Genomic DNA, 20370 nt, shown 5'->3' with positions numbered 1-20370 from the left:
CAAGCCCAGAGGGGAATGAGACGCCCATGAGAAACCTCTAATGAGCTTAGGAGCGCGCTCGCTGGCCTGCAGGGAAGCACCGCAGTGTGAAGTGGACCGCGCGCACTTCCCATGAGGGGCCGCGCCCTGTGATACTCAAGGTGTCCCATTCAGCGTCGAAAGGCGCTCTACCGGAAGGAGCCCCCGTGTCCAACACGGCACAGGCCATCCTCGATGCAGTCGGTGGCCCCGACAACATCACCCACTTGACCCATTGCGCGACGCGCCTGCGTTTCGAGCTGCGCGATGCTTCCGTGATCGATAAGGACACGGTCGAGTCCATCGACGGTGTCCTGGGGGCGGTCCCGCAGTCGGGCGACCGCTACCAGATCGTCATCGGCGGTGCCGTCCAGTCGGTCTACAACGACATCCAGAACCTTCCCGCGATGAAGTCCGCGGGTGCGGCGTCCAACGAAGACGTGAAGGCTGCTGCTCGCGCGAAGGCGCGCGGTAAGAACGCGATCGTGGATGCGTTCTTCGAGTATCTGTCCGATTCCTTCCGCCCCCTGCTTCCCGTCCTGCTCGGCGCCTCCCTGATCCTGGCGTTTCTGGCGGTCCTGGATGCCCTGCACGTGGTTGACACGCGTGCGGACACGATCCCTGTGTGGCTGGGTTACGTGAACTCCATGTGGCGCGCGGTCTTCTACTTCCTGCCGGCAATGGTGGCCTACAACGCCTCGAAGAAGCTGGACATCGACCCGTGGGTGGGCACCGCCGTCATCCTGTCGCTGCTCACCCCGAACTTCCTGGGCCTGAGCGACGTTGCCAAGTTCCCCGCCACCACCTGTATCCAGCTCGTCGAAGGTAAAGACGATCTGCTGCAGTGCACGACCCAGATCGACAATGTTCCGCTGATCGGCAGCCTGCCCCTGCAGCTGGCGGACTACGGCGGCCAGGTGTTCGTCCCCCTGCTGATGGTGCCGATTTTGGCGCTGCTGTACAAAGGCCTGAAGAAGATCATCCCCGCGAACGTGCAGATGGTGTTCGTGCCCTTCATTTCCTTCGTGATCATCATGCCCCTGACGGCCTTCCTCATCGGCCCCCTGAGCATCTGGATCGGTAACGGCCTGGGTGGCGGCCTGGCGTGGCTCAACAGCAACGCCCCGATCCTCTTCGCGATCATCATCCCGATCATCTACCCCTTCCTGGTGCCCTTGGGCCTGCACTGGCCGCTCAACGCCCTGCAGCTGGCAAACCTCGCCGCCACCGGGTCCGACTTCATCCAGGGTCCGATGGGCGCGTGGAACTTCGCGTGCTTCGGCGCGACGGCCGGCGTGCTCTTCCTGTCGATTCGCGACCGCGACGCCGACATGCGTCAGACCGCTTCCGGCGCGTTGGCTGCCGGGCTCTTCGGAGGCATCTCTGAGCCGTCCCTGTACGGCATTCACCTGCGCTTCAAGCGCATCTACCCGCTGATGCTCACCGGCTGTGTTGCGGGCGGCCTCACTATCGGCATTGGCGGGGGCGCTATCACCCATACCTTCGTGTTCACGTCCCTGCTGACGATCCCCGTCTTCTCCCCCACCGCCCTGTACGGTCTGGGCATAGCGGTCGCGTTCTTCACGGCGTTCCTGATGGTCGTTGTCTTCGACTACCGCACGAAGGAGCAGCGCGCCGAGGCTCGCGAGCGCAAGGCCGCGCTGAAGGCTGGCGTGACCCCCACCCAGGCTGCCGCGCCGGTGACCCAGGCCGCGCCTGCCGCTTCCGCATCCCCCGCTGCTCCGGAGTTTAGCGCCGCGGCGGTGGCTGACTTGACGCTGACCTCTCCGCTGGAGGGTCAGCTGGTTGCGCTGTCCGATGTGGCCGACGAGGCCTTCTCTGCGGGGGCTCTTGGCCCCGGTATTGCGGTCTCGCCTTCGGGTGGCGCGGTCGTGGCGCCCTGTGACGGCAAGGTATCGGTGGCCTTCCCGACGGGTCACGCCTACGGCATCAAGTCGGCGTCGGGCATCCAGGTGCTGATCCATATCGGTATGGACACGGTGAAGCTGGAGGGCAAGGGCTTCACGCCTCGCGTGGCCAAGGGCGACGTGGTGCGCCGCGGCGACGTGCTGGCGGATGTCGACTGGGATGTCATTCGCGAGGCAGGCTACGACACGATCACCCCCATGGTCGTGACGAACAAGAAGAAGTTCGGCGAGGTGTCGTCGGCGCAGCCGGGCCCCGTTGCCCCGGGTGACACGGTCGTGACCGTGAGCCCGAAGCAGGCGTGAGCCGACTCACTATCGTTGCCTGACGTGGGGGCGGACCATGCGGTCCGCCCCCACCTGCATCGCGGTTCGCGGGGGACAGCCTCCTCCCCGTCCACGCTGGCACGAGCCCTCGCTACCGCGCGAACGAGGTCAGCGAAGGGATGGCGGACTCTTACCCGCCCCCTTGCTACTGCTCCCGGTACTTCTCGGTCAGTTCCGGGGTCAGCCAGTCGGGCTCCCGCCCCTCAAGGGGCAACAGCCTCGACGGTTGGTCGGTACTTCCGTCGCTGCGCAGGTTCCTGGCACCATAGTGTGCGCCACTTCGAATCCCCAGGTGGGTCACGACCTCAACGCTCGCCGAATAGTCGGCATTGGTCCACAACATGAGCACCATCTCGGGGGTGTGCTTCTCCGAGAATGTAAACCCCAACGGCTTGAGCTTCGCATCGTAAACATCCCGAAGACGATCAGCGTCAGTCTCAGAGAAGAAATACAAACGAGAGAGCAGCGTGTACAGGGGAGGTTCCTCGGGATAAATCTCAGAGATGTAATCGTTCTTAAACAGACCCATGATCGTGTCCTCGGTGAGGAACTCGTTGCGCGCGGCAACAATCGCGGGCTCCACATCCCGCTGAAACTCCTCAATCGAGTGCAGATGCTGAGCAACCTCCGCGGCTGCCTCATGCTCAGGATTCACCTTGTTATCTCCTTCCGAACGGGGAACGCACGCAGCACACAGCAACGCCACACAGACTCCTGAAACGACGGCACGTGCGAGCCTCACGCTTAACTCCTCCCCACGCCAGCAATCACGCCGGCAATCTCACGCTGGGCCTGAGTACCCTTATTAAAGTAGGCCATATGCAGGCCGACGGGATCGTACGTCTTCGGCGCCGGCCCCACGTCGCCCGACAGGTGGTGAAAGCCGGGCATCGTGTCGGGGTTCCTCCCGAAGTTCACATCGGTCCCCAAGCCCTGAACCAGGTCGTACGCGTAGGGTGCCGCGCTCACCCACGCGTGTCCCTGGGGCACGTGATAGTCGGAGGTCTTCTGTACGCCCGCGCCCGGCGACCCGGCCAGCACGATGTCGTCCACGACCCCCTCGTTCACGAGAGCTGCGGCCTTACCCGAGGTCGTGGAGCCGTACGAGTGACCAAAGACGGTCATGTGCGCGTCCCCCGCCCCGTGTTCGCGCGAGGCATCCATGCCGTTGAGGAAGCCTGCGAGGCCGACGGCTCCCTTGTCCGCGTACACGGTGGTCGCAGCCTCGAGTTCTTTCTGCGGGGCGTCGTACCCCAGGTACGACACCATCGCCACGGTTTCACCCGACTTGACCTGTTCCTTCGCACTGGTCATCATGTCCGATGCTCGGTTGTCGTAGGCATCCAACGTTTTCTCGACGTTCGTATGCAATCCGGGCACGACCACGCCCACGTGGTCCGCCGTGTCCACGTTGCCCTGGGCGACGATCGCCTTGAGGTTACGTTCGGAGGAATCGAGGCCCAGCAGCTGGCGGGGAACACCATCACCTTTGCCCCCAGTCTTAGGATCAACGAACGTTCTATCGAGGGTCGTCTTGACCACCTCCAGCTCATCCAACTCATGCTGGAGCTTTGCTTTCTTCTGCCGGAGGGCCTCACGCACGGACGGGGAGGACGCACCGGCAATCTCCTCGTCAAGCTGACTGATCTGTCCTGGCAGGTCCTTGAGCTTCTGGTCCAGGACGATCCGATTCGCCTTGTCCCTCGACGTGCCGTCAACGCCGTTAAGGTTGCCGATCTTCTCCGGATAGTTCTCGATGAGCCACTGCTTGTTGGCGTCGCTCTGGTTCGCCCACCACGAGGCGACCTCCTGCTCGCTCGCACCCGCAGGGGGAAGCGAGGGACGCGAGGGACCCGAGGCGGAGTAGTTCACGTGATTGTCGTACGCGCCCAGGCCGAGGGCCGCTATCATCCCGGCCAGTTTCGCCTCCAGCGCGATGGCCTTTGCGAGGACCCTCGCCACTCGTTCCGCGACGCTTCGCACCATCTCCAGGTAGTGCGTCGGGAGGTCCCGAGCCGACTCGAGCAAACTGGAGACGAGGGAGACGACGCCTCTGGTATCGATGTGGATCGGCTGCGACGCGAGGGTCTCCTGGATGTCGGCGATGTCGGCGCGAATGTCGTCGATGCCGTCGACTCCGGCGCTGGCGATTTCACTGACGCTGATCAGGTAGTTGACCTGCTCCTCGATCACCGAGATACGTTGCGTGAGGGCTCGGCGCACTGCCGTGACGGTCTGGCCGCGCCCGGTCAGGGAGTTCAGCCGGGCGACGAGTCTTTCAGCCGCTTCCTGGAGCTCACGCGAGTGCTTCTCAGCCTCGCGCCCGTACTCGGCGAGCGGCTCAGAGCGCCACTGAAGAACGTCGGACCAGTTCATTCTCACCCCTCCGAGCGCCTCATTGCGTGCGCGGCGCAGACGCTCTCATTGTTCTGTTGACGGGACCGGACTCATCGTACACAACGGGCACCGACGCAGCCCCTGTGTCTCACTCAGCGCCGCGGGCGCCCAGGCCTGCACGCTCGACCACGTCCAGGACGGCGCGCGCCTGCTCCACCGTGAACTGGCCGGGAGCACTCCCCGCCCAGCCGGGCAGGCACGCGAAGGTCGCGGACGACCCGAGGGCGGACCCCACCAGGCGCGTCGGCGCGCCCGCGGGCCCCATGGCGATGCCGATGATGGGCCGGTCATAGGCCTCGCGCGCCCAGGCCTGCGCGGCCAGAACGCGGGCGGCGTCAGTCGCGCTGGTGGCCGTGCAGGCGAACTTCAGCACGTCCGCACCCGCGTGGTTCATGGCCGCCAGGACCTCGGCCAAAACCTCGTCCGAGGGCGTGGCCTCGAAGTCGTGGAAGGAAGCAACCGCGAGCGCACCGGCCCCATGAGCATCCTCGATGAGCGAGGCGGCTCCGTCCCGGGATACCTCCACGTCGACCGCCCCGACGAGGGGAGCGAGGCAGCGCACGAGCGCGCAATACTCCTCGTCGTCGAGGTAGGCTTGGCCCCCTTCGACAAAGGTGCGAATGGTTGCCAGGACCGGGACGGGCGACGCGTCGGTCACGTAGCGAGCCGCAGACGTGAGCTCGGATTGGATGTCTGCGGCGGCCACGAAGTGTGAGCCGACGAGGGAGGCCAGGAAGGTGTCGGCCCGCCATTCGGCGATGTCGGCGCGGGAGGATGCCAGCGCGGCCACCTGGGAGCGCAGCGAGGCGGCGTCGCCGGTCAAGGGGACGATCACCCGGGTGCGGCCACCGAGTGTCGTCTTCTTCCCGGCTCTGCCAAGGGTGATGACTCTGGGCGCAGGCTCGGGGGCAGGCGTTTCTGGTTGCGGCATGGTTCCTTCGCTCTAGTATCCGATTTCCGCCAGGTGCAAGCGCGCCCGCTCGGCCTCGGTCAGGTGGGGGTGGTCCAGCCAGCCGTCGGGCAGGTGGGGGGTTTTCTCGCCGCCGGCCCGTCCGCGTGGGCCTCGCGCGGCGGGCGGGAAGGGCTGGTCGGCGTCCAGTTCGCCGAGTCTCTCGTGCAGTTCCTGCAGGGTGGAGACCATGGAGAGGGCGTGACGCTGGGCTCCGCCGACGGCGAATCCCCTCAGGTACCAGCCGATGTGCTTGCGCATCTCTCGCAGGGCACGCTCCTCCTGCCCCTGGTCGACGACGCACCACGCGGCGTGGCGCTCGATCACGGCGATCACCTCGGCCAGGGTGGGGCCTGCCGGGATGGGTGCGCCGTGGTAGGCGGCCACGATGTCGCGGAAAATCCAGGGCCGCCCCTGCGCTCCCCGTCCGACGCTGATACCGTCGCACCCGGTGCGCTCAAGCATGTCCAGGGCATCCACCCCTTCGAAGACGTCGCCGTTGCCGAAGACGGGAATGTCGAGGAGTTCCTTCAGTCGCGCGATGTGCTCCCACTGGGCCTTGCCCGCGTAGTGCTGGGTCTGGGTGCGCGCGTGCAGCGTGAGCGCGGCGGCCCCCAGCCGTTGGGCGGAAAGGGCCGCGTCGGTGGCGGTCTCGTGGGAGGAGTCGATGCCGATGCGGATCTTGACGGTCACGGGGATCTCACGCCCGGCTCGCTCCCCCGCCTTGCGGCAGGCACGAACGACGGAATCGAGAAGGTCAACGAAGAGATCTCGTTTCCACGGCAGCGCCGCTCCCCCACCCTTCTTCGTCACCTTGGGCACGGGGCACCCAAAGTTCAGGTCCACGTGGTCGGTGAGGTCGCGCTCGATCAGCATCGTCGCGGCGCGCGCCATGACGGCGGGGTCCACGCCGTACAGCTGCAGGGATCGCACGCGCTCGGAGGGGTCGGGGCGCACCATCTCCAGGGTGCGTTCGTTTTCCTCGACGAGGGCGCGGCTGGTCACCATCTCGGTGACGTACAGGCCGGCGGGCGCGTCCACTCGCGGGATGGCGACGTGGCGCGGCTCGTTCGACGCCTCACCGGGGGTGCCCGGGGACGAGGCCGTGGCCGCCTGCCCGGAATCGGCGGCCCAGGAGGGGATGCCGGTGGGACGCAGGTTGTCGGGCAGCCCGGTCTCGCCCATGATGCGGCACAGGCGTCGGAAGGGCACGTCCGTCACCCCGGCCATGGGGGCCAGGACCAGGGGTGTCCACAGGCGCAGCGGCCCCACGCGAAGCGGGGCGGCTGCGCCTGTGTTGGATGCGAGCGAGTCAGCAGCCAAGGCGTTCGATCAGGTACGACTTGACCTTGTCGAGGGGGATGCGCACCTGCTCCATCGTGTCACGATCACGGATGGTCACGGCGTGGTCCTCGATCGAGTCGAAGTCGTAGGTGATGCACAGGGGCGTGCCGATCTCGTCCTGGCGACGGTAGCGCCGTCCCACGGCACCTGCGTCGTCATAATCGACGTTCCAGATGCCGCGCAGCTCGTCGGCCAACTCTTGGGCGGGGCCGGTGAGCTCGGGCTTGCGCGACAGCGGCAGGACGGCGGCCTTGACGGGAGCCAGGCGCGGATCCAGCTTGAGCACGACGCGCTTGTCGACGCCGCCCTTGGCGTTGGGGGCCTCGTCCTCGTGGTAGGCCTCGATGAGGAAGGCCATGAGGGAACGGGTCAGGCCCGCCGAGGGCTCGATGACGTAGGGGGTCCAGCGTTCCTTCGTGTTCGGGTCGAAGTAGTCGAGCTTGGCGCCGGAGGCCTCCGAGTGGACGCTCAGGTCGTAGTCGGTGCGGTTGGCGATGCCTTCGAGCTCGCCCCACTCGCTTCCCTGGAAACCGAAGCGGTATTCCAGGTCGACGGTGCGCTTGGAGTAGTGCGAGAGCTTCTCCTGCGGATGCTCGTACTCGCGCAGGTTCTCCGCGTCGATGCCCAGATCAACGTACCAGGCCTTGCGGTAGTCGATCCAGTACTGGTGCCATTCCTCGTCGGTGCCGGGCTCGCAGAAGAACTCGAGTTCCATCTGCTCGAACTCGCGGGTGCGGAAGATGAAGTTGCCGGGAGTGATCTCGTTGCGGAAGGACTTGCCGATCTGGCCGATGCCAAACGGCGGCTTCTTACGCGCGGCGTTCATGACGTTGGCGTAGTTGACGAAGATGCCCTGCGCGGTTTCGGGGCGCAGGTAGTGCAGGCCGGCTTCGTCGTCAACGGGCCCCAGGTAGGTCTTGAGCAGGCCGGAGAAGGCACGGGGCTCGGTCCACTGGCCGCGCACGCCACAGTTGGGGCAGGCGATGTCGTCGTTGGACAGGGTGGATTCCTCGACACCCTTCTTTTCGGCGAGTTCTTCGATGAGCTGGTCCTGACGGGCGCGCTTGTGGCAGTTGAGGCACTCGATGAGGGGGTCGGTGAAGGCCTTGACGTGGCCAGAGGCTACCCACACCTCGCGCGGAAGGATGACGGAGGAGTCCAGGCCAACGACGTCGGCGCGGCGGCGGACCATGGCGTTCCACCAGGCGCGCTTGATGTTTTCCTTCAGCTCCACGCCCAGCGGCCCGTAGTCCCACGCGGAGCGGGTGCCGCCGTAGATTTCACCACAGGGAAAGACGAAGCCGCGGCGCTTGGCCAGGCTGATGACGTTGTCGAGGCGGGAGGGTCCCTTAGCCACTTGTAACTCCTTGAATATGTCAGGCACGACTGGCTGTCGTGTCCCAACCGATACTAGCCGATAACTACTGTGTCGGGTGATTCCGGGCCACTGCGCCCTCATGGATCCCACCACAGGGTCGCGCTTGGAGTTCTGGCTGGGCCCTGCGACGCTCTTCGCCCGGCGCGCTCGCGGATAGGTTATGAACATACGGATAGGTTATGCACATCCGGATAGGTTATTAACCTATCCGGATGTCAATAGCCTATCCACATCGTCGCAACCTATCCGCATGCGCGTGAGCAGGCCGCCCAGCCCGGGTGTTTTCGACGGCATCACGCAAACCTATCCGCATGCGCGTGAGCGGGCCCCGCCAGGCATCCCCGCATGGCGACGGCGGATGACGGGGCGGCCACGCACAGGGCACGATGACGTAGCCGCATCCCCGAGGTACAGACAACCGCCTCAAACATCGACTTTCCCGAGCAACAAAGCCAAAGCGTCAGCACCCCAGCAACGCGATGCACCATTCTCGTCGATGGTGAGAACCGCCTTCAACATCGGCTGTTCGACACCGGCGCCCCTCACAGTCACACCGCCACCGCACGCGCCTTTTGATCACCCATGAAACAGCCCCGGCCTCGTCCCTTCCGTATGAGGGGACGAGGCCGGGGAAGCAGCGCTTGGGATCGGTTGTCAGCGGGTTAGCTCGGTGTCAGCCGACGCGGCGTATGTGGCCTGCCGCCGTCAGGGGCCATCCGGCGGCGACGACGGTCAGCGGGATGAGGCCGAGCAGCCAGAAGGCCGGGTGCATGGGGGGAAGGTAGCCGGACTTGTGGACGAGGGTGAGGACCAGCCACGTGACCGGCGCGCCGATGGCACAGATGCCCAGCGGGATCGCGACCATGAGCACGAAGGCCCGCTTCCAGGTCGACCCGATGCAGCGGGAGAGCCCGCCGATGAAGCGCCCAGCTCCGTCACACGCCACCCAGGCGACAAGGACGAAGATCCACGAGTCGACGCCGAGAGGGAAGGACTCACGTCCCATGACGAAGAGGAGGGGATGGATGGCGATAAGAAGCCACCAGATAAGGGATCCCAGGCCAATGATGACAATGGAGTGCACGTAGCTCGCCGCGGTGAGCACGGGGCGCGACCCGCCGCTGAGGGCGGAGGCTCGCATGTTGACGGTGGCGCTGAGGACCCCGCAGACGAAGAGGAAGACGCCCGTGACAAAAGCGGAGTTCGTAGCGGCCTGTTCCACTTGTTCGGTGACGTCGGAGACCGAGAGGTAGACGATGCCGTTGACCAGGAAGTTCACGAGGAACTGGAAGCTCACGATCAGCAGGTAGAGCACGACCGTGAATCGCCAGCCGACGAGGCCGACGCGCAGTGGCGAGGGGGATGATGTGATGAGGTCGGGGTTTGCAGTGCTCATTGGTCTTTCTCCTGGATGAGGTAGGCGAAGGCGTCCTGGAAGGAGCAGGGCGAGAGTGTGAGGGAGTGGGATGCGATCTCGCGGTCGGTGATGCCGCGTCCACGCAGGTCTACGACGATCTCTCGGGCGGATCCGAGCGTTCGGGAGGTGATGACGCCGAGGCCGGGGTGGTCGATCAGGAAGCGTTCGACGTCGGTTGCGTTTCCGGCGATGGCGCAGATGCGGGAGGTGAACGTCTCGACGCTCTCGTGGGCCAGGAGGCGCCCGTTCTTCAGAGCGACGACGTCTTCGGCGACATTCTCAAGCTCGGAGACCATGTGCGAGGAGATGAGGAATGTGCGCCGGGGGCGACGTCCCTCCATGGCGTCGGCGGCCAGGGTGAGCAGCTCCTCGTAGAAGGCATAGCGGGTGGGCACGTCCAGGGGTGCCTGAATCTCGTCGAGGACGGTGATGGGAGCTCCGGAGGCCAGCGCGACGGCGCCCGTGAGGATGGCGGCCTGGCCGGAGGAGACCTTGCGCAGCTTCTTGCGACGCTTCATCTGGAATCCGAAACGCTGGGCGTAGTGGTCGAAGAGCTTCTGATCCCAGGTTGGGCGCAGGGAGGCGTATGCGACTAGCGCCCCAGCAGAGGAGTTGTCGAAGTCCCTGTCGGAGGAGGCCATGACCGAGTAGCCGAGCAGGTCGTTGGGGCGCATGCCCGTTCCATTGATGGACACGCCTCCCGAGGTGGGTGGAAGCAGGCCGGAAAGGATCTGCATGAGGGTTGTCTTTCCCGATCCGTTGGGGCCTACAAGCGCGGTGACGGTGGAGTCACCGAACTCGAGGGAGAGGTCGGTGAGGGCCTGTTCCGCCTCCCCCGGATAGGCGTGGTTGATGGCGTTGAAGGTGATCATGAGTCTTCCTTGGTGCGAGTCTTAGCCGTGTACGCGCGAACATGGTCCGCGATGGAGCCGATGTCGAGGCCGAGCGCGAGTCCCGCCTCGACGGCCGGGTAGAGGGTGTCGTCGACGTAGGTTTTCAGGCCCGCCTCGACGAGGGAAGCGTGGGCCCCCTCGGCGACGAACATGCCAATCCCGCGTCGTTTCTCAACGAGCCCCTCGTCGACGAGGATGGCGAACGCCTTGCCGACGGTGGCGGGGTTGATGCGGTACATGGCGGAGTATTCGGTGGTGGACGTGAGCTGGTCCCCGTCGCACAGTGCGCCGCGCAGGATCTGGGCGCGGATGCTGTCGGCGATCTGGACGTAGATCGGGATCCCCGAGACGAAGGTCGGGGGCATGGATACCTCCCTATTCATGTTCAGTGGTTCCTTACATGACTAATAAACCACCGAACCACCTATCCCGTCAAGCTCATTCAGCAAATATGACCCACATCACACTCGGTGTGGACCTGGACACCCATCGCGCACAGCACCCACAGTCACACATGATGTCCATTCGGCACGTATGAGACATAGCCACAGAACATTGAAATTCCGCGACATCTACTCACGTCAGGCGAGCGACCACACGGACATGCGTGCGAGCGTGCGAAGTAACCACCCACTGAGGAGGCCACTCAGCGACCGCTCCCCTCTCCCATGCGCCCACGCCTGCGCAGCTGGGTCCGACTACTGGAATCATTAACCTATCCATGCGTGCTCAAACCCGACGGATTGCCAAGTCCCGGGTTATGTATGAGGGGTTGTTGAGCCCGCTTTCTTTCGTATTGCGGGATTCCAGGTTCCGCAATCGTTCCTGTCTGCGAGCCCGGTACACCCGATCCGTGGGCATTGCACCCGTTCTGATCGGGTGTAGCTCCACGTAACGGGTGTAGCTCCACGTAACGGGTGTAGAGCCACACAACGGGTGCAGTGCCCCGCGTGACGTCGCCGCTTGACTAGCCTGCCAAGTCCCGGGTTATGGGTGGGGGGGTGTTGATGCCCCTTTCTTTCGTATTGCGGGATTCCAGGTTCCGCAATCGTTCCTGTCTGCGAGCCCGGTACACCCGATCCGTGGGCATTGCACCCGTTCTGATCGGGTGTAGCGCCACATAACCGGTGTAGCACCACACAACGGGTATAGCGCCCCGCGTGACATCGCCACTTGATTAGCCCGTCAAGTCCCGGCTTTTGTGTAGGTGCGTTGAGGCCGTTATCTTTTCTGTTGTGGGATTCCAGGTTCCCCGATCGTTCCTGTCTGCGAGCCCTGGAGGGGTCTGGGTTTTTCGGACCGTTTGTTGTGAGAGGGTTGTTCTGAGTAGTCCCGGCTGCTTGTTGCCGGGCAGAATGGATGACCATGAGGAAGTTCTCGAAGCACACGCCTGAGCAGATTGTCGTGAAGCTGGAGAAGGCCGAGGCGTTGCGAGGTGAGGGCATGAGCACAGCCCAGGCTTGCCGCGTGCTGGGTATCAGCGAGGCAACGTTGTGCCGGTGGCGCCAGCGTTATGGGTCGATGAATCGTAGTGAGGCCAAGGAACTGCGTGAATTGCGCGAGCAAAACGCGCGCCTCAAACAGTTGCTGGGACAAGCAGAGCTGGAGAAAGCAGCGCTGCGTGAGCTCGCGGAGGGAAACTTCTAGGCCCGGCGCGCAGGCACGACGCTGTGAACCACCTGATCGGCCAGGGGTTTCTCAGCGTCTTGCACGGGCGCGTTGCCGGGCTGTCCCGGTCAGCGTATTGCCGCACCCGCGCGGCGGGCGAGGCGAAAACGCTGCGTGATCATGGGCCTGTGCGCCAGTGGATGAACGATTGTGCCGCCACGCATCGACGCTGGGGCTATACACGTGCCTGGGCGCGGGCCACAAGTGAGGGCATTGCCCGTGGGGCGTGAGACGTTCCGGCGCTTGTGGCGCACCGAAGGACTGCACGTGCGAGCGCGCAAAGCCCACAAGCCCCGCACCGCGCCGCACCTACAGCACCTGGTCACAGCGAGCGCTCCTGGGCAGGTGTGGGCCATTGATGTCCAGTTCGACTCAGACTGGAAGGGGGCGTGTCTTGAAGGTCTGTCACGTCATTGATGAGTTCACGCGCCAGCACCTGGCTTTCCGCGTCGAGCGGCGCATGGGAGCCGCCGACGTGATCGACATGCATGACCTGGCTGCCGTGGCACATGGTGCGCCCCAGGTGCTACGCGCCGATAACGGGCCCGAATTCATCGCCGCAGCCGTGGGACACTGGGCCAGCGAGCACGACACACTCCAAGCATTCATACCCCCGGGCCAGCCGTGGCTGGGCGGATTCGTGGAGTCCTTGCACAACCGCATGCACGACGAACTCTTGGAGGACAACATGTTCGAGGATCTCAGCCACGCGCGCGCCCTGATCGGCGCCTGGTCACGCCGCTACAATGAAGAACACCCCCACAGCGCGCTAGGCTGGCTCTCACCCAACCAATACGCACGCCAATGGGCACAACACCACCAATAACAACCAACAACCCTCAAAACACCCGGTCCACAAAACCAGACCAGGCCAAGGTGAGGGCGAAGAATTCCGGCGCTTCTCATCCGGTGTTCTGGATCCCTCCCTGGCAGGTGTTCGCCTGTCTTGAGTTAACAAACTGGTTTCTAAAAAGGAGGAATCATGACAGATCAAATGGTGCTAAAAACACAGCAATGGCTCAATCGCACCTATAGGAGCAAGGCTGGATTCGGTTCAGTCGTAGAGGACGGATATACCGGCTGGGGCACTATCAGCGCGCTAATCCGCGCTCTGCAAATCGAGCTGGGTATTACGACAACGGCGAACAATTTCGGACCGGGAACTATCAGTCGCTTCCAGTCTCGGTGGCCTAACGGCATCCACCAACAGGATGACGGCGCACAGGAGACTTCTAATGTGTACGGCATTATCCAAGGCGCCTTGTGGTGCAAGGGATATTCTGCCGGTGCCAGCGATATCACGACTCACTTCTATAGTGGAACAGGAAAGGCCATCAAACAGCTTAAGAGCGACATGGGCATTGGTGGAGATTCCACTGTGACGCTCGACGTCATGAAAGCGCTGTTGTCAATGCAGCAATTCGTCCTGCTTCGCTCTTATGGGGGCATTTCAGCGATTCGGCAAGCACAGCAACAAATCAACCAACAGTATCGCGCTTATACCGGAATCATCCCAACCGATGGACTCTACGGTCGGGAAATGAATACTGCTCTGATTCAGGTCTTGCAAGCCATTGAAGGATTTAGCCCTGCGGAAGCCACAGGTAATTTCGGCAATGGCACCAAAGCGCATCTAACAATAGTTACACCCAGCAATGCGGCAAGTTTACCGAAGTGGGCTTGGCTAGCTCAGGTTGCTCTAGTGTGTAACCGGATTTCTCCCGATATCTATCCTTCTGCACAAACCGCACTGTCAACGTTCGTTCCGCAATTCCAAGCAAAGTATCAGCTCCCACGAAGCGGGGTGGTCGACTCGACTACATGGATGAGCCTGTTGACCTCGAAAGGTGATCCGAATCGCGCCTGCAAAGCATGCGATACACGCTTCGAGATTACGGCTGAGCGACTCAACCTACTTAAGGCGAACGGCTATGAGATCGTAGGACGTTACCTGACTGAGCCGAATCAAGATTCAAAAGATCCGTCTGACTATTTCAAAGCAATTCGGCCAGGAGAACTTGAACGCATCACGAAAGGTGGGATGAAGTTCTTCCCGATATTCCAAGAGTATTCCACCGAATTGCGCCACTTCACTCGAGAAAACGGAACTCGCCATGCCACACTTGCAAGGCAAGCCGCCCAAAGACTTGGCATTCCGGGAACGTATATCTATTTCGCTGTTGATTTCGACGCGACCGACCCCGAGGTCACAAGCAATATTCTTCCGTATTTCCAAGGCGTGCGTGGAAGCCTGGGAGGCGGATACAAAGTGGGTATCTACGCATCACGCAATATTTGCAGCCGCATCATTAAAGCCGGATACGCTGGAAGCGCGTTCGTCTCGGACATGTCTACAGGATTTTCTGGCAACCTCGGCTTCCCTATTCCTGATAGTTGGAACTATGATCAGTTCACTGAAATCAGTGACTACAAAGGTCAGGGGTTTGACCTTGATCGGGTCGCCTATTCAGGTCAAGCTCCAGCAGTGGATCATGTTGCACCCTCAAGTGCCGGTGACGCTGCGCCCGACACCAGCATCGATTACAACAAGCTGGCTCCGATTGATCTGATCTGGCATTTAGAGAAGCGCTTTGAGGAATTACGTGCTGATAGCAAAGTTGGTGAGGACTACGTTGCGGGTTCTCATGGTGCGGGAACGTGGATTGCCGTTCCGACTTGGCGTTGCATACTCAACTATTTAGCAAAAGCCTACCTGCGTGACGGTGGTAGTGGATCTGCGGTGAATTGGTCCGTGTCTGCCGAAAGTTTCAGGAGTGCTGACGCGAGCGTACTCGAGAAGGACGCTGTAGGCAAGAAGATCATCGCTGCCTTGAATCGCTATATTGATAACACTTGGCGGCAATCCATGACTGACAAGACCGGAGAATCGGTTGATCTGGCGCATCTGGCGGCAACAACACTTGGATACACCAACTGGAATGTTATCCCTGATGCGTGGACTGGCTGGGCCGGAGATCTAGCCACAGCGATGGAAAACATTCAGAAAACGCTTGACTGGAATCCCAACGCGAACCTGGATCAGGTGGCCACAGCCCTAGTAGGACAAGGTAACGATTACCGCCAGCATCCTGGCTTGAAGGGGCTAGTACTTGACAAGAAAAACGACAAGGGAGAATGGGAATCGGTAGGAAACAACTGTAACCGTGACGACCTCTGCTGTGACGGAGATGCCATCGTTATCGCTAACACGCTAGAAAACGGAAACGACTCCAACGCTCATCTTCTGTCAGCAACGCTGCGCGAGTACTACAACAATTCCAGCAAACTAGCCAACAGATTCAAGCAGATTGGCTGGAGCTTGGGGGCGAATAATTCCACTGAGGCATATCAGAAAATAAGTGAATATGCCGACTTAGATAGCGCCGTTTTAGGATCGTTCCTGGCTGGATACGTCAAGGAAGAGATTCGTTTGACAGCTTGTCGAAAGCTAGCTGAATTCATCTACTGATAATTCATTTGGTCTTTTCCTTGGTGTGGCGCTTGGGTAAAAACGCTAAACCCAAGCGCAACACCACCAACAACAAGAGCGCCGATGGCGGGAACGGAAAACTGGCTCAGCAGTTGAGAAAAAGAATCACTATGAACTAACGAGCCAACACCATCGAGTGACAAGAGAAAAGCTGAGAGACCGATAAAGGCTCCTGCTGAAAGTTGCAACGCGCAGGCAGATTGAATACCGATTATATGCTTATTGAAAAGCAGAAGAAGAATCGTGAAACAGACATACACGATTGGCATCAATAAGAAGACCACAAAAAATCTCTGATCCTGATCCTTGCACCGTTGAAAGATGGCGGCGAAAAGCCACGCGCCGACAAAATATGCCAGAGCGGATACAAGAAACACAGATATTTTTTTGATGACCAGTCCCTTCAACTTTTCGCTACACATTTTGATAAGGCAACGGCATCAGGAGTTGTATGCCCCAATAGGTTTCATTCTACAAGAAGGGTTTCCCTGCATTGCTATGATAATGCTGATCGGGGCGGATGTCGCGTGAATGCGGGCATGAGGCTTAGTGCGTTGAACCCGAGAGTCGCGAAAAGGCGCACGGGAGCGCCTATACCGGCTCATCCCAAACGAGGGTGGGTGGCGGGGGTGGCGCGTCGGTCTCGGGGTAGGCGTCGAGGTCTTCACATGATGGGAGTTCTCACGCTCCCCATCAGGAAGACCACGACATGCCCGACGGTACCTTCACCACGCCCGATCTGACGACGTTCTGCCGCCTGGACGGTCTCGGGTTGGAGGTGACCGGGCAGCGCCTCGAGCCGGATCGTGCAGTGCTGGCTTGCCGGGTTGTCGATGATGACCGGTGGTGCCGGGGGTGCGGCTGTGAGGGCAGCGTGCACGACGTGGTCACGCGCCGGCTGGCGCACGAGCCGTTCGGGTGGCGACCCACGACGCTGCTGATCGCCGTGCGCCGCTACCGGTGCACCGGCTGCGGGCGGGTGTGGCGGCAGGACACCACAGCCGCGGCCGAGCCGCGCGCGAAGATCTCCCGGGCTGGACTGCGGTGGGCCCTGCTCGCACTGGTCGTGCAGCATCTGAGCGTGGCCCGGATCGCCGAAGGGCTCGCGGTCGCGTGGGATACCGCGAATGAGGCCGTTCTGGCCGAGGGCGCGCGGGTCCTGATCGGCGACCCGGCACGGTTCGACGGGGTCGCGGTCATCGGGGTCGACGAGCACGTCTGGCGGCACACGAGGAAGGGCGACAAGTACGTCACCGTCGTCATTGATCTCACCCCGATCCGCGACGGGACCGGCCCGGCACGGCTGTTGGATATGCTCGAGGGCCGCTCCAAGGCCGCGTTCAAGACCTGGCTCGCCGACCGGCCCCAGGCGTGGCGTGACGCGGTGGAGGTGGTCGCGATGGACGGGTTCACCGGGTTCAAGACCGCCGCCGCTGAGGAACTCCCGCGCGCGGTGGCGGTCATGGACCCCTTCCACGTCATCCGGCTCGCCGGGGATGCCCTGGACCAGTGCCGGCGCCGGGTCCAGCAGGACCTGCACGGCCACCGAGGCCGCAGCAACGACCCGCTGTACCGGGCCCGGCGGACCCTGCACACCGGAGAGGACCTGCTCACTGACCGGCAACGCGAACGACTCATGGTCCTGTTCACCAATCCCGAGCACGTCGAGGTCAAAGCCACCTGGGGCATCCTCCAACGGATGATCGCCGCCTACCGCCACCCCGACAGGGCCACCGGCCGGGCGGCGATGAGCGCCGTCATCGCCGCCCTGCGCGACGGCGTGCCCGCGGTCTTGGCCGAGCTCCGTCGCCTGGGTCGAACCCTGAACCAGCGCGCAGCTGACGTGCTGGCCTACTTCGAGCGCCCGGGGACCTCCAACGGCCCCACCGAAGCCCTGAACGGGCGGCTCGAACACCTCCGCGGATCCGCTCTCGGCTTCCGCAACCTCAACAACTACATCGCCCGCTGCCTACTCGAGACCGGCGGCTTCAGAACCCACCCTGCATTGGGATGAGCCCCTATACCAGAGGCTCCCGAGTATCTGTCTGTGGTGTACAGCGTGGTAAGAAGATACTGGGGGCGGCTTGGTTATGGGGTTATTCTGGCGGCTTTCTGGTGAATGCGCGGAGCTTTTTGATTGCCCATTCGTAGTGGCTTGATGTGGCTGACACGAAGTAGGAGCCGAGCGAGGTTGCGCCCGTCCACGGGAAATACGCCTTGGTGAATAGCTCCTCGTTGGTGAACTTGCCGATGAGAGCCACTACTGCGGTGTGGCTGTCGGCGAGGTTTTCGCGGATAGCCTCAAGCTCAGTGCCCTGATATTGAGTCCAGATCTCTTGGTTGAGCGTTGGCGTGGTTCGCCACGTGTGAGGAAACGGAAGAAAAGGCCGAGGTTGACCGTGGAGGTTGGCGTCGACGAAGCCAAGCAGCATGCTCTGCCACTCGTGCAGGTGGGCTAGTACGTCACGCAGGTTTTTGTCCCGCGCCCAGTGGGCTTCTTTACCGATTTGGGTGATGCTGGGATCAAAATGCGTATGCTGATCGTCGGAACTCATGCCCTCAATGAGGCTGTCCAGTCTCGCATACTGCGCCTCGGCGGCATCCAATAGTTCAGTTTTCGTCTTCGGTTTCGGCACGCCACAAATTATCTCAAATCAGGAAAGCAGATGAAAACCCATGGCCAAAGACGGTACCAACCGAGGCGGATGCCGCGTCCGTGTGGAGGGGTCTGGGTTTTTCGGACCGTTTGTTGTGAGAGGGTTGTTCTGAGTAGTCCCGGCTGCTTGTTGCCGGGCAGAATGGATGACCATGAGGAAGTTCTCGAAGCACACGCCTGAGCAGATTGTCGTGAAGCTGGAGAAGGCCGAGGCGTTGCGAGGTGAGGGCATGAGCACAGCCCAGGCTTGCCGCGTGCTGGGTATCAGCGAGGCAACGTTGTGCCGGTGGCGCCAGCGTTATGGGTCGATGAATCGTAGTGAGGCCAAGGAACTGCGTGAATTGCGCGAGCAAAACGCGCGCCTCAAACAGTTGCTGGGACAAGCAGAGCTGGAGAAAGCAGCGCTGCGTGAGCTCGCGGAGGGAAACTTCTAGGCCCGGCGCGCAGGCACGACGCTGTGAACCACCTGATCGGCCAGGGGTTTCTCAGCGTCTTGCACGGGCGCGTTGCCGGGCTGTCCCGGTCAGCGTATTGCCGCACCCGCGCGGCGGGCGAGGCGAAAACGCTGCGTGATCATGGGCCTGTGCGCCAGTGGATGAACGATTGTGCCGCCACGCATCGACGCTGGGGCTATACACGTGCCTGGGCGCGGGCCACAAGTGAGGGCATTGCCCGTGGGGCGTGAGACGTTCCGGCGCTTGTGGCGCACCGAAGGACTGCACGTGCGAGCGCGCAAAGCCCACAAGCCCCGCACCGCGCCGCACCTACAGCACCTGGTCACAGCGAGCGCTCCTGGGCAGGTGTGGGCCATTGATGTCCAGTTCGACTCAGACTGGAAGGGGGCGTGTCTTGAAGGTCTGTCACGTCATTGATGAGTTCACGCGCCAGCACCTGGCTTTCCGCGTCGAGCGGCGCATGGGAGCCGCCGACGTGATCGACATGCATGACCTGGCTGCCGTGGCACATGGTGCGCCCCAGGTGCTACGCGCCGATAACGGGCCCGAATTCATCGCCGCAGCCGTGGGACACTGGGCCAGCGAGCACGACACACTCCAAGCATTCATACCCCCGGGCCAGCCGTGGCTGGGCGGATTCGTGGAGTCCTTGCACAACCGCATGCACGACGAACTCTTGGAGGACAACATGTTCGAGGATCTCAGCCACGCGCGCGCCCTGATCGGCGCCTGGTCACGCCGCTACAATGAAGAACACCCCCACAGCGCGCTAGGCTGGCTCTCACCCAACCAATACGCACGCCAATGGGCACAACACCACCAATAACAACCAACAACCCTCAAAACACCCGGTCCACAAAACCAGACCAGGCCAGCCCGGTACACCCGATCCGTGGGCATTGCACCCGATCCGTGAGCAATGCACCCATTCTGATCGGGTGTAGCACCACACAACGGGTATAGCGCCACGTAACGGGTGTAGCGCCCCTCATGATGTCGCCGCTTGATTAGCCTGCCACGTCCCGGGTTATGTGCATGGGCGTTGAGGTCGTCATCGTTCGTGTTGCGGGAATCCAGGTTCCGCTATCGTTCCTGTCTGCGAGCGCGGTACACCCGATCCGTGGGCATTGCACCCGATCCGTAGGCATTGCACCCGTTCTGATCAGGTGCAGCGCCACGTAACGGGTGTAGCGCCACATAACACGTGCAGCACCACGTAACAGGCGCAGCATCGACCCCTCGCGCGTCAAGTAAGCGCTGCGCGCCCACGCGAATGCTTGTCGTTACGTGGCGCTACACCACTGATATATGTATTGCACCAGGTGGGAGGTGGTGCAGTGCTCGCAAACTGCTGGAATGCTCGCGGACGCATCGAGGTGGGAACCTGGGCACAGCGCCCATACCGCCACCCATCGGGTTAACGTGCGCATAGAGCCGTACTGGGCACCACCCA

17 protein-coding genes are annotated in these 20370 nt (G+C 62.3%); 7 read left to right on the top strand and 10 right to left on the bottom strand.

Annotated elements, in window-relative coordinates:
• The first annotated feature begins 185 nt into the window (after nt 1–185).
• Nucleotides 186–2249, top strand: a complete 2064-nt coding sequence (locus NQK35_RS01475; protein WP_257114347.1) for a glucose PTS transporter subunit IIA — start codon at nt 186–188, stop codon at nt 2247–2249.
• A 166-nt stretch (nt 2250–2415) separates the two neighbouring features.
• Here the strand turns inward: NQK35_RS01475 and NQK35_RS01470 are convergent, their stop codons facing one another.
• The 8 genes from NQK35_RS01470 to NQK35_RS01435 all read right to left on the bottom strand — a co-directional run bounded on the left by NQK35_RS01470 (nt 2416) and on the right by NQK35_RS01435 (nt 11013).
• The gene (locus tag NQK35_RS01470) at nt 2416–2925 is read right to left on the bottom strand and encodes a DUF4853 domain-containing protein (protein ID WP_048742189.1); all 510 of its coding nucleotides are present in this window, start codon (nt 2923–2925) and stop codon (nt 2416–2418) included.
• An 89-nt stretch (nt 2926–3014) separates the two neighbouring features.
• The gene (locus NQK35_RS01465; protein WP_257114346.1) at nt 3015–4646 is read right to left on the bottom strand and encodes an alpha/beta hydrolase family protein; all 1632 of its coding nucleotides are present in this window, start codon (nt 4644–4646) and stop codon (nt 3015–3017) included.
• 109 nt (nt 4647–4755) lie between these two features.
• Entirely contained in the window at nt 4756–5598 is an 843-nt protein-coding gene (gene aroD, locus NQK35_RS01460) for a type I 3-dehydroquinate dehydratase (protein WP_257114345.1), read from the bottom strand.
• 12 nt (nt 5599–5610) lie between these two features.
• Nucleotides 5611–6888, bottom strand: a complete 1278-nt coding sequence (gene dusB, locus NQK35_RS01455; RefSeq protein WP_257114749.1) for a tRNA dihydrouridine synthase DusB — start codon at nt 6886–6888, stop codon at nt 5611–5613.
• Nucleotides 6889–6928: 40 nt separating this feature from the next.
• Complete coding sequence (locus NQK35_RS01450; RefSeq protein ID WP_111822865.1) at nt 6929–8317, bottom strand: glycine--tRNA ligase; 1389 nt, start codon at nt 8315–8317, stop codon at nt 6929–6931.
• Between the two features lie 694 nt (nt 8318–9011).
• Nucleotides 9012–9734 carry a hypothetical protein gene (locus tag NQK35_RS01445; RefSeq protein WP_257114344.1) on the bottom strand — a complete coding sequence of 241 codons (723 nt, stop codon included), beginning with the start codon at nt 9732–9734 and terminating at the stop codon, nt 9012–9014.
• On the bottom strand, nt 9731–10627 hold the full coding sequence (locus NQK35_RS01440) for an ATP-binding cassette domain-containing protein (protein ID WP_257114343.1): 897 nt from the start codon (nt 10625–10627) through the stop codon (nt 9731–9733). Before NQK35_RS01440 ends, NQK35_RS01445 begins: the two co-directional genes overlap by 4 nt.
• A complete protein-coding gene (locus NQK35_RS01435; protein WP_048728704.1) occupies nt 10624–11013 on the bottom strand; it encodes a GntR family transcriptional regulator in 390 nt (129 codons plus the stop codon). Before NQK35_RS01435 ends, NQK35_RS01440 begins: the two co-directional genes overlap by 4 nt.
• Nucleotides 11014–12013: 1000 nt before the next feature.
• Here NQK35_RS01435 and NQK35_RS01430 point away from each other — a divergent pair.
• The 3 genes from NQK35_RS01430 to NQK35_RS01420 all read left to right on the top strand — a co-directional run bounded on the left by NQK35_RS01430 (nt 12014) and on the right by NQK35_RS01420 (nt 15785).
• Nucleotides 12014–12295: a transposase gene (locus NQK35_RS01430; RefSeq protein WP_016460308.1), complete on the top strand. Its 282-nt coding sequence runs from the start codon at nt 12014–12016 to the stop codon at nt 12293–12295.
• 415 nt (nt 12296–12710) lie between these two features.
• Nucleotides 12711–13142 (top strand): integrase core domain-containing protein, encoded by a 432-nt coding sequence (locus tag NQK35_RS01425; protein WP_257114339.1) that lies wholly within the window; start codon nt 12711–12713, stop codon nt 13140–13142.
• Nucleotides 13143–13298: 156 nt separating this feature from the next.
• Nucleotides 13299–15785 (top strand): glycoside hydrolase domain-containing protein, encoded by a 2487-nt coding sequence (locus NQK35_RS01420; RefSeq protein ID WP_257114342.1) that lies wholly within the window; start codon nt 13299–13301, stop codon nt 15783–15785.
• Here NQK35_RS01420 and NQK35_RS01415 read toward each other — a convergent pair.
• Complete coding sequence (locus tag NQK35_RS01415; RefSeq protein WP_257114341.1) at nt 15779–16228, bottom strand: hypothetical protein; 450 nt, start codon at nt 16226–16228, stop codon at nt 15779–15781. The two genes, NQK35_RS01420 and NQK35_RS01415, sit on opposite strands and share 7 nt — an antisense overlap.
• A gap of 287 nt (nt 16229–16515) precedes the next feature.
• Here NQK35_RS01415 and NQK35_RS01410 point away from each other — a divergent pair, with 287 nt between their 5' ends.
• Nucleotides 16516–17820 carry an ISL3 family transposase gene (locus tag NQK35_RS01410; protein ID WP_009213505.1) on the top strand — a complete coding sequence of 435 codons (1305 nt, stop codon included), beginning with the start codon at nt 16516–16518 and terminating at the stop codon, nt 17818–17820.
• A gap of 82 nt (nt 17821–17902) precedes the next feature.
• On the opposite strand, the gene NQK35_RS01405 is transcribed toward NQK35_RS01410, so the two are convergent.
• Nucleotides 17903–18442 carry a ClbS/DfsB family four-helix bundle protein gene (locus NQK35_RS01405; protein ID WP_257114340.1) on the bottom strand — a complete coding sequence of 180 codons (540 nt, stop codon included), beginning with the start codon at nt 18440–18442 and terminating at the stop codon, nt 17903–17905.
• A 172-nt stretch (nt 18443–18614) separates the two neighbouring features.
• Between NQK35_RS01405 and NQK35_RS01400 the strand changes: the two genes are divergently transcribed.
• The gene (locus tag NQK35_RS01400; RefSeq protein ID WP_016460308.1) at nt 18615–18896 is read left to right on the top strand and encodes a transposase; all 282 of its coding nucleotides are present in this window, start codon (nt 18615–18617) and stop codon (nt 18894–18896) included.
• Nucleotides 18897–19311: 415 nt separating this feature from the next.
• The gene (locus NQK35_RS01395; protein WP_257114339.1) at nt 19312–19743 is read left to right on the top strand and encodes an integrase core domain-containing protein; all 432 of its coding nucleotides are present in this window, start codon (nt 19312–19314) and stop codon (nt 19741–19743) included.
• Nucleotides 19744–20370: the final 627 nt, after the last annotated feature.

This window comes from Schaalia odontolytica, assembly GCF_024584435.1.
Lineage (GTDB): Bacteria > Actinomycetota > Actinomycetes > Actinomycetales > Actinomycetaceae > Pauljensenia.
Note: the sequence above shows the minus strand (reverse complement) of the source record. Positions and strands in the feature narration are given on the sequence as shown.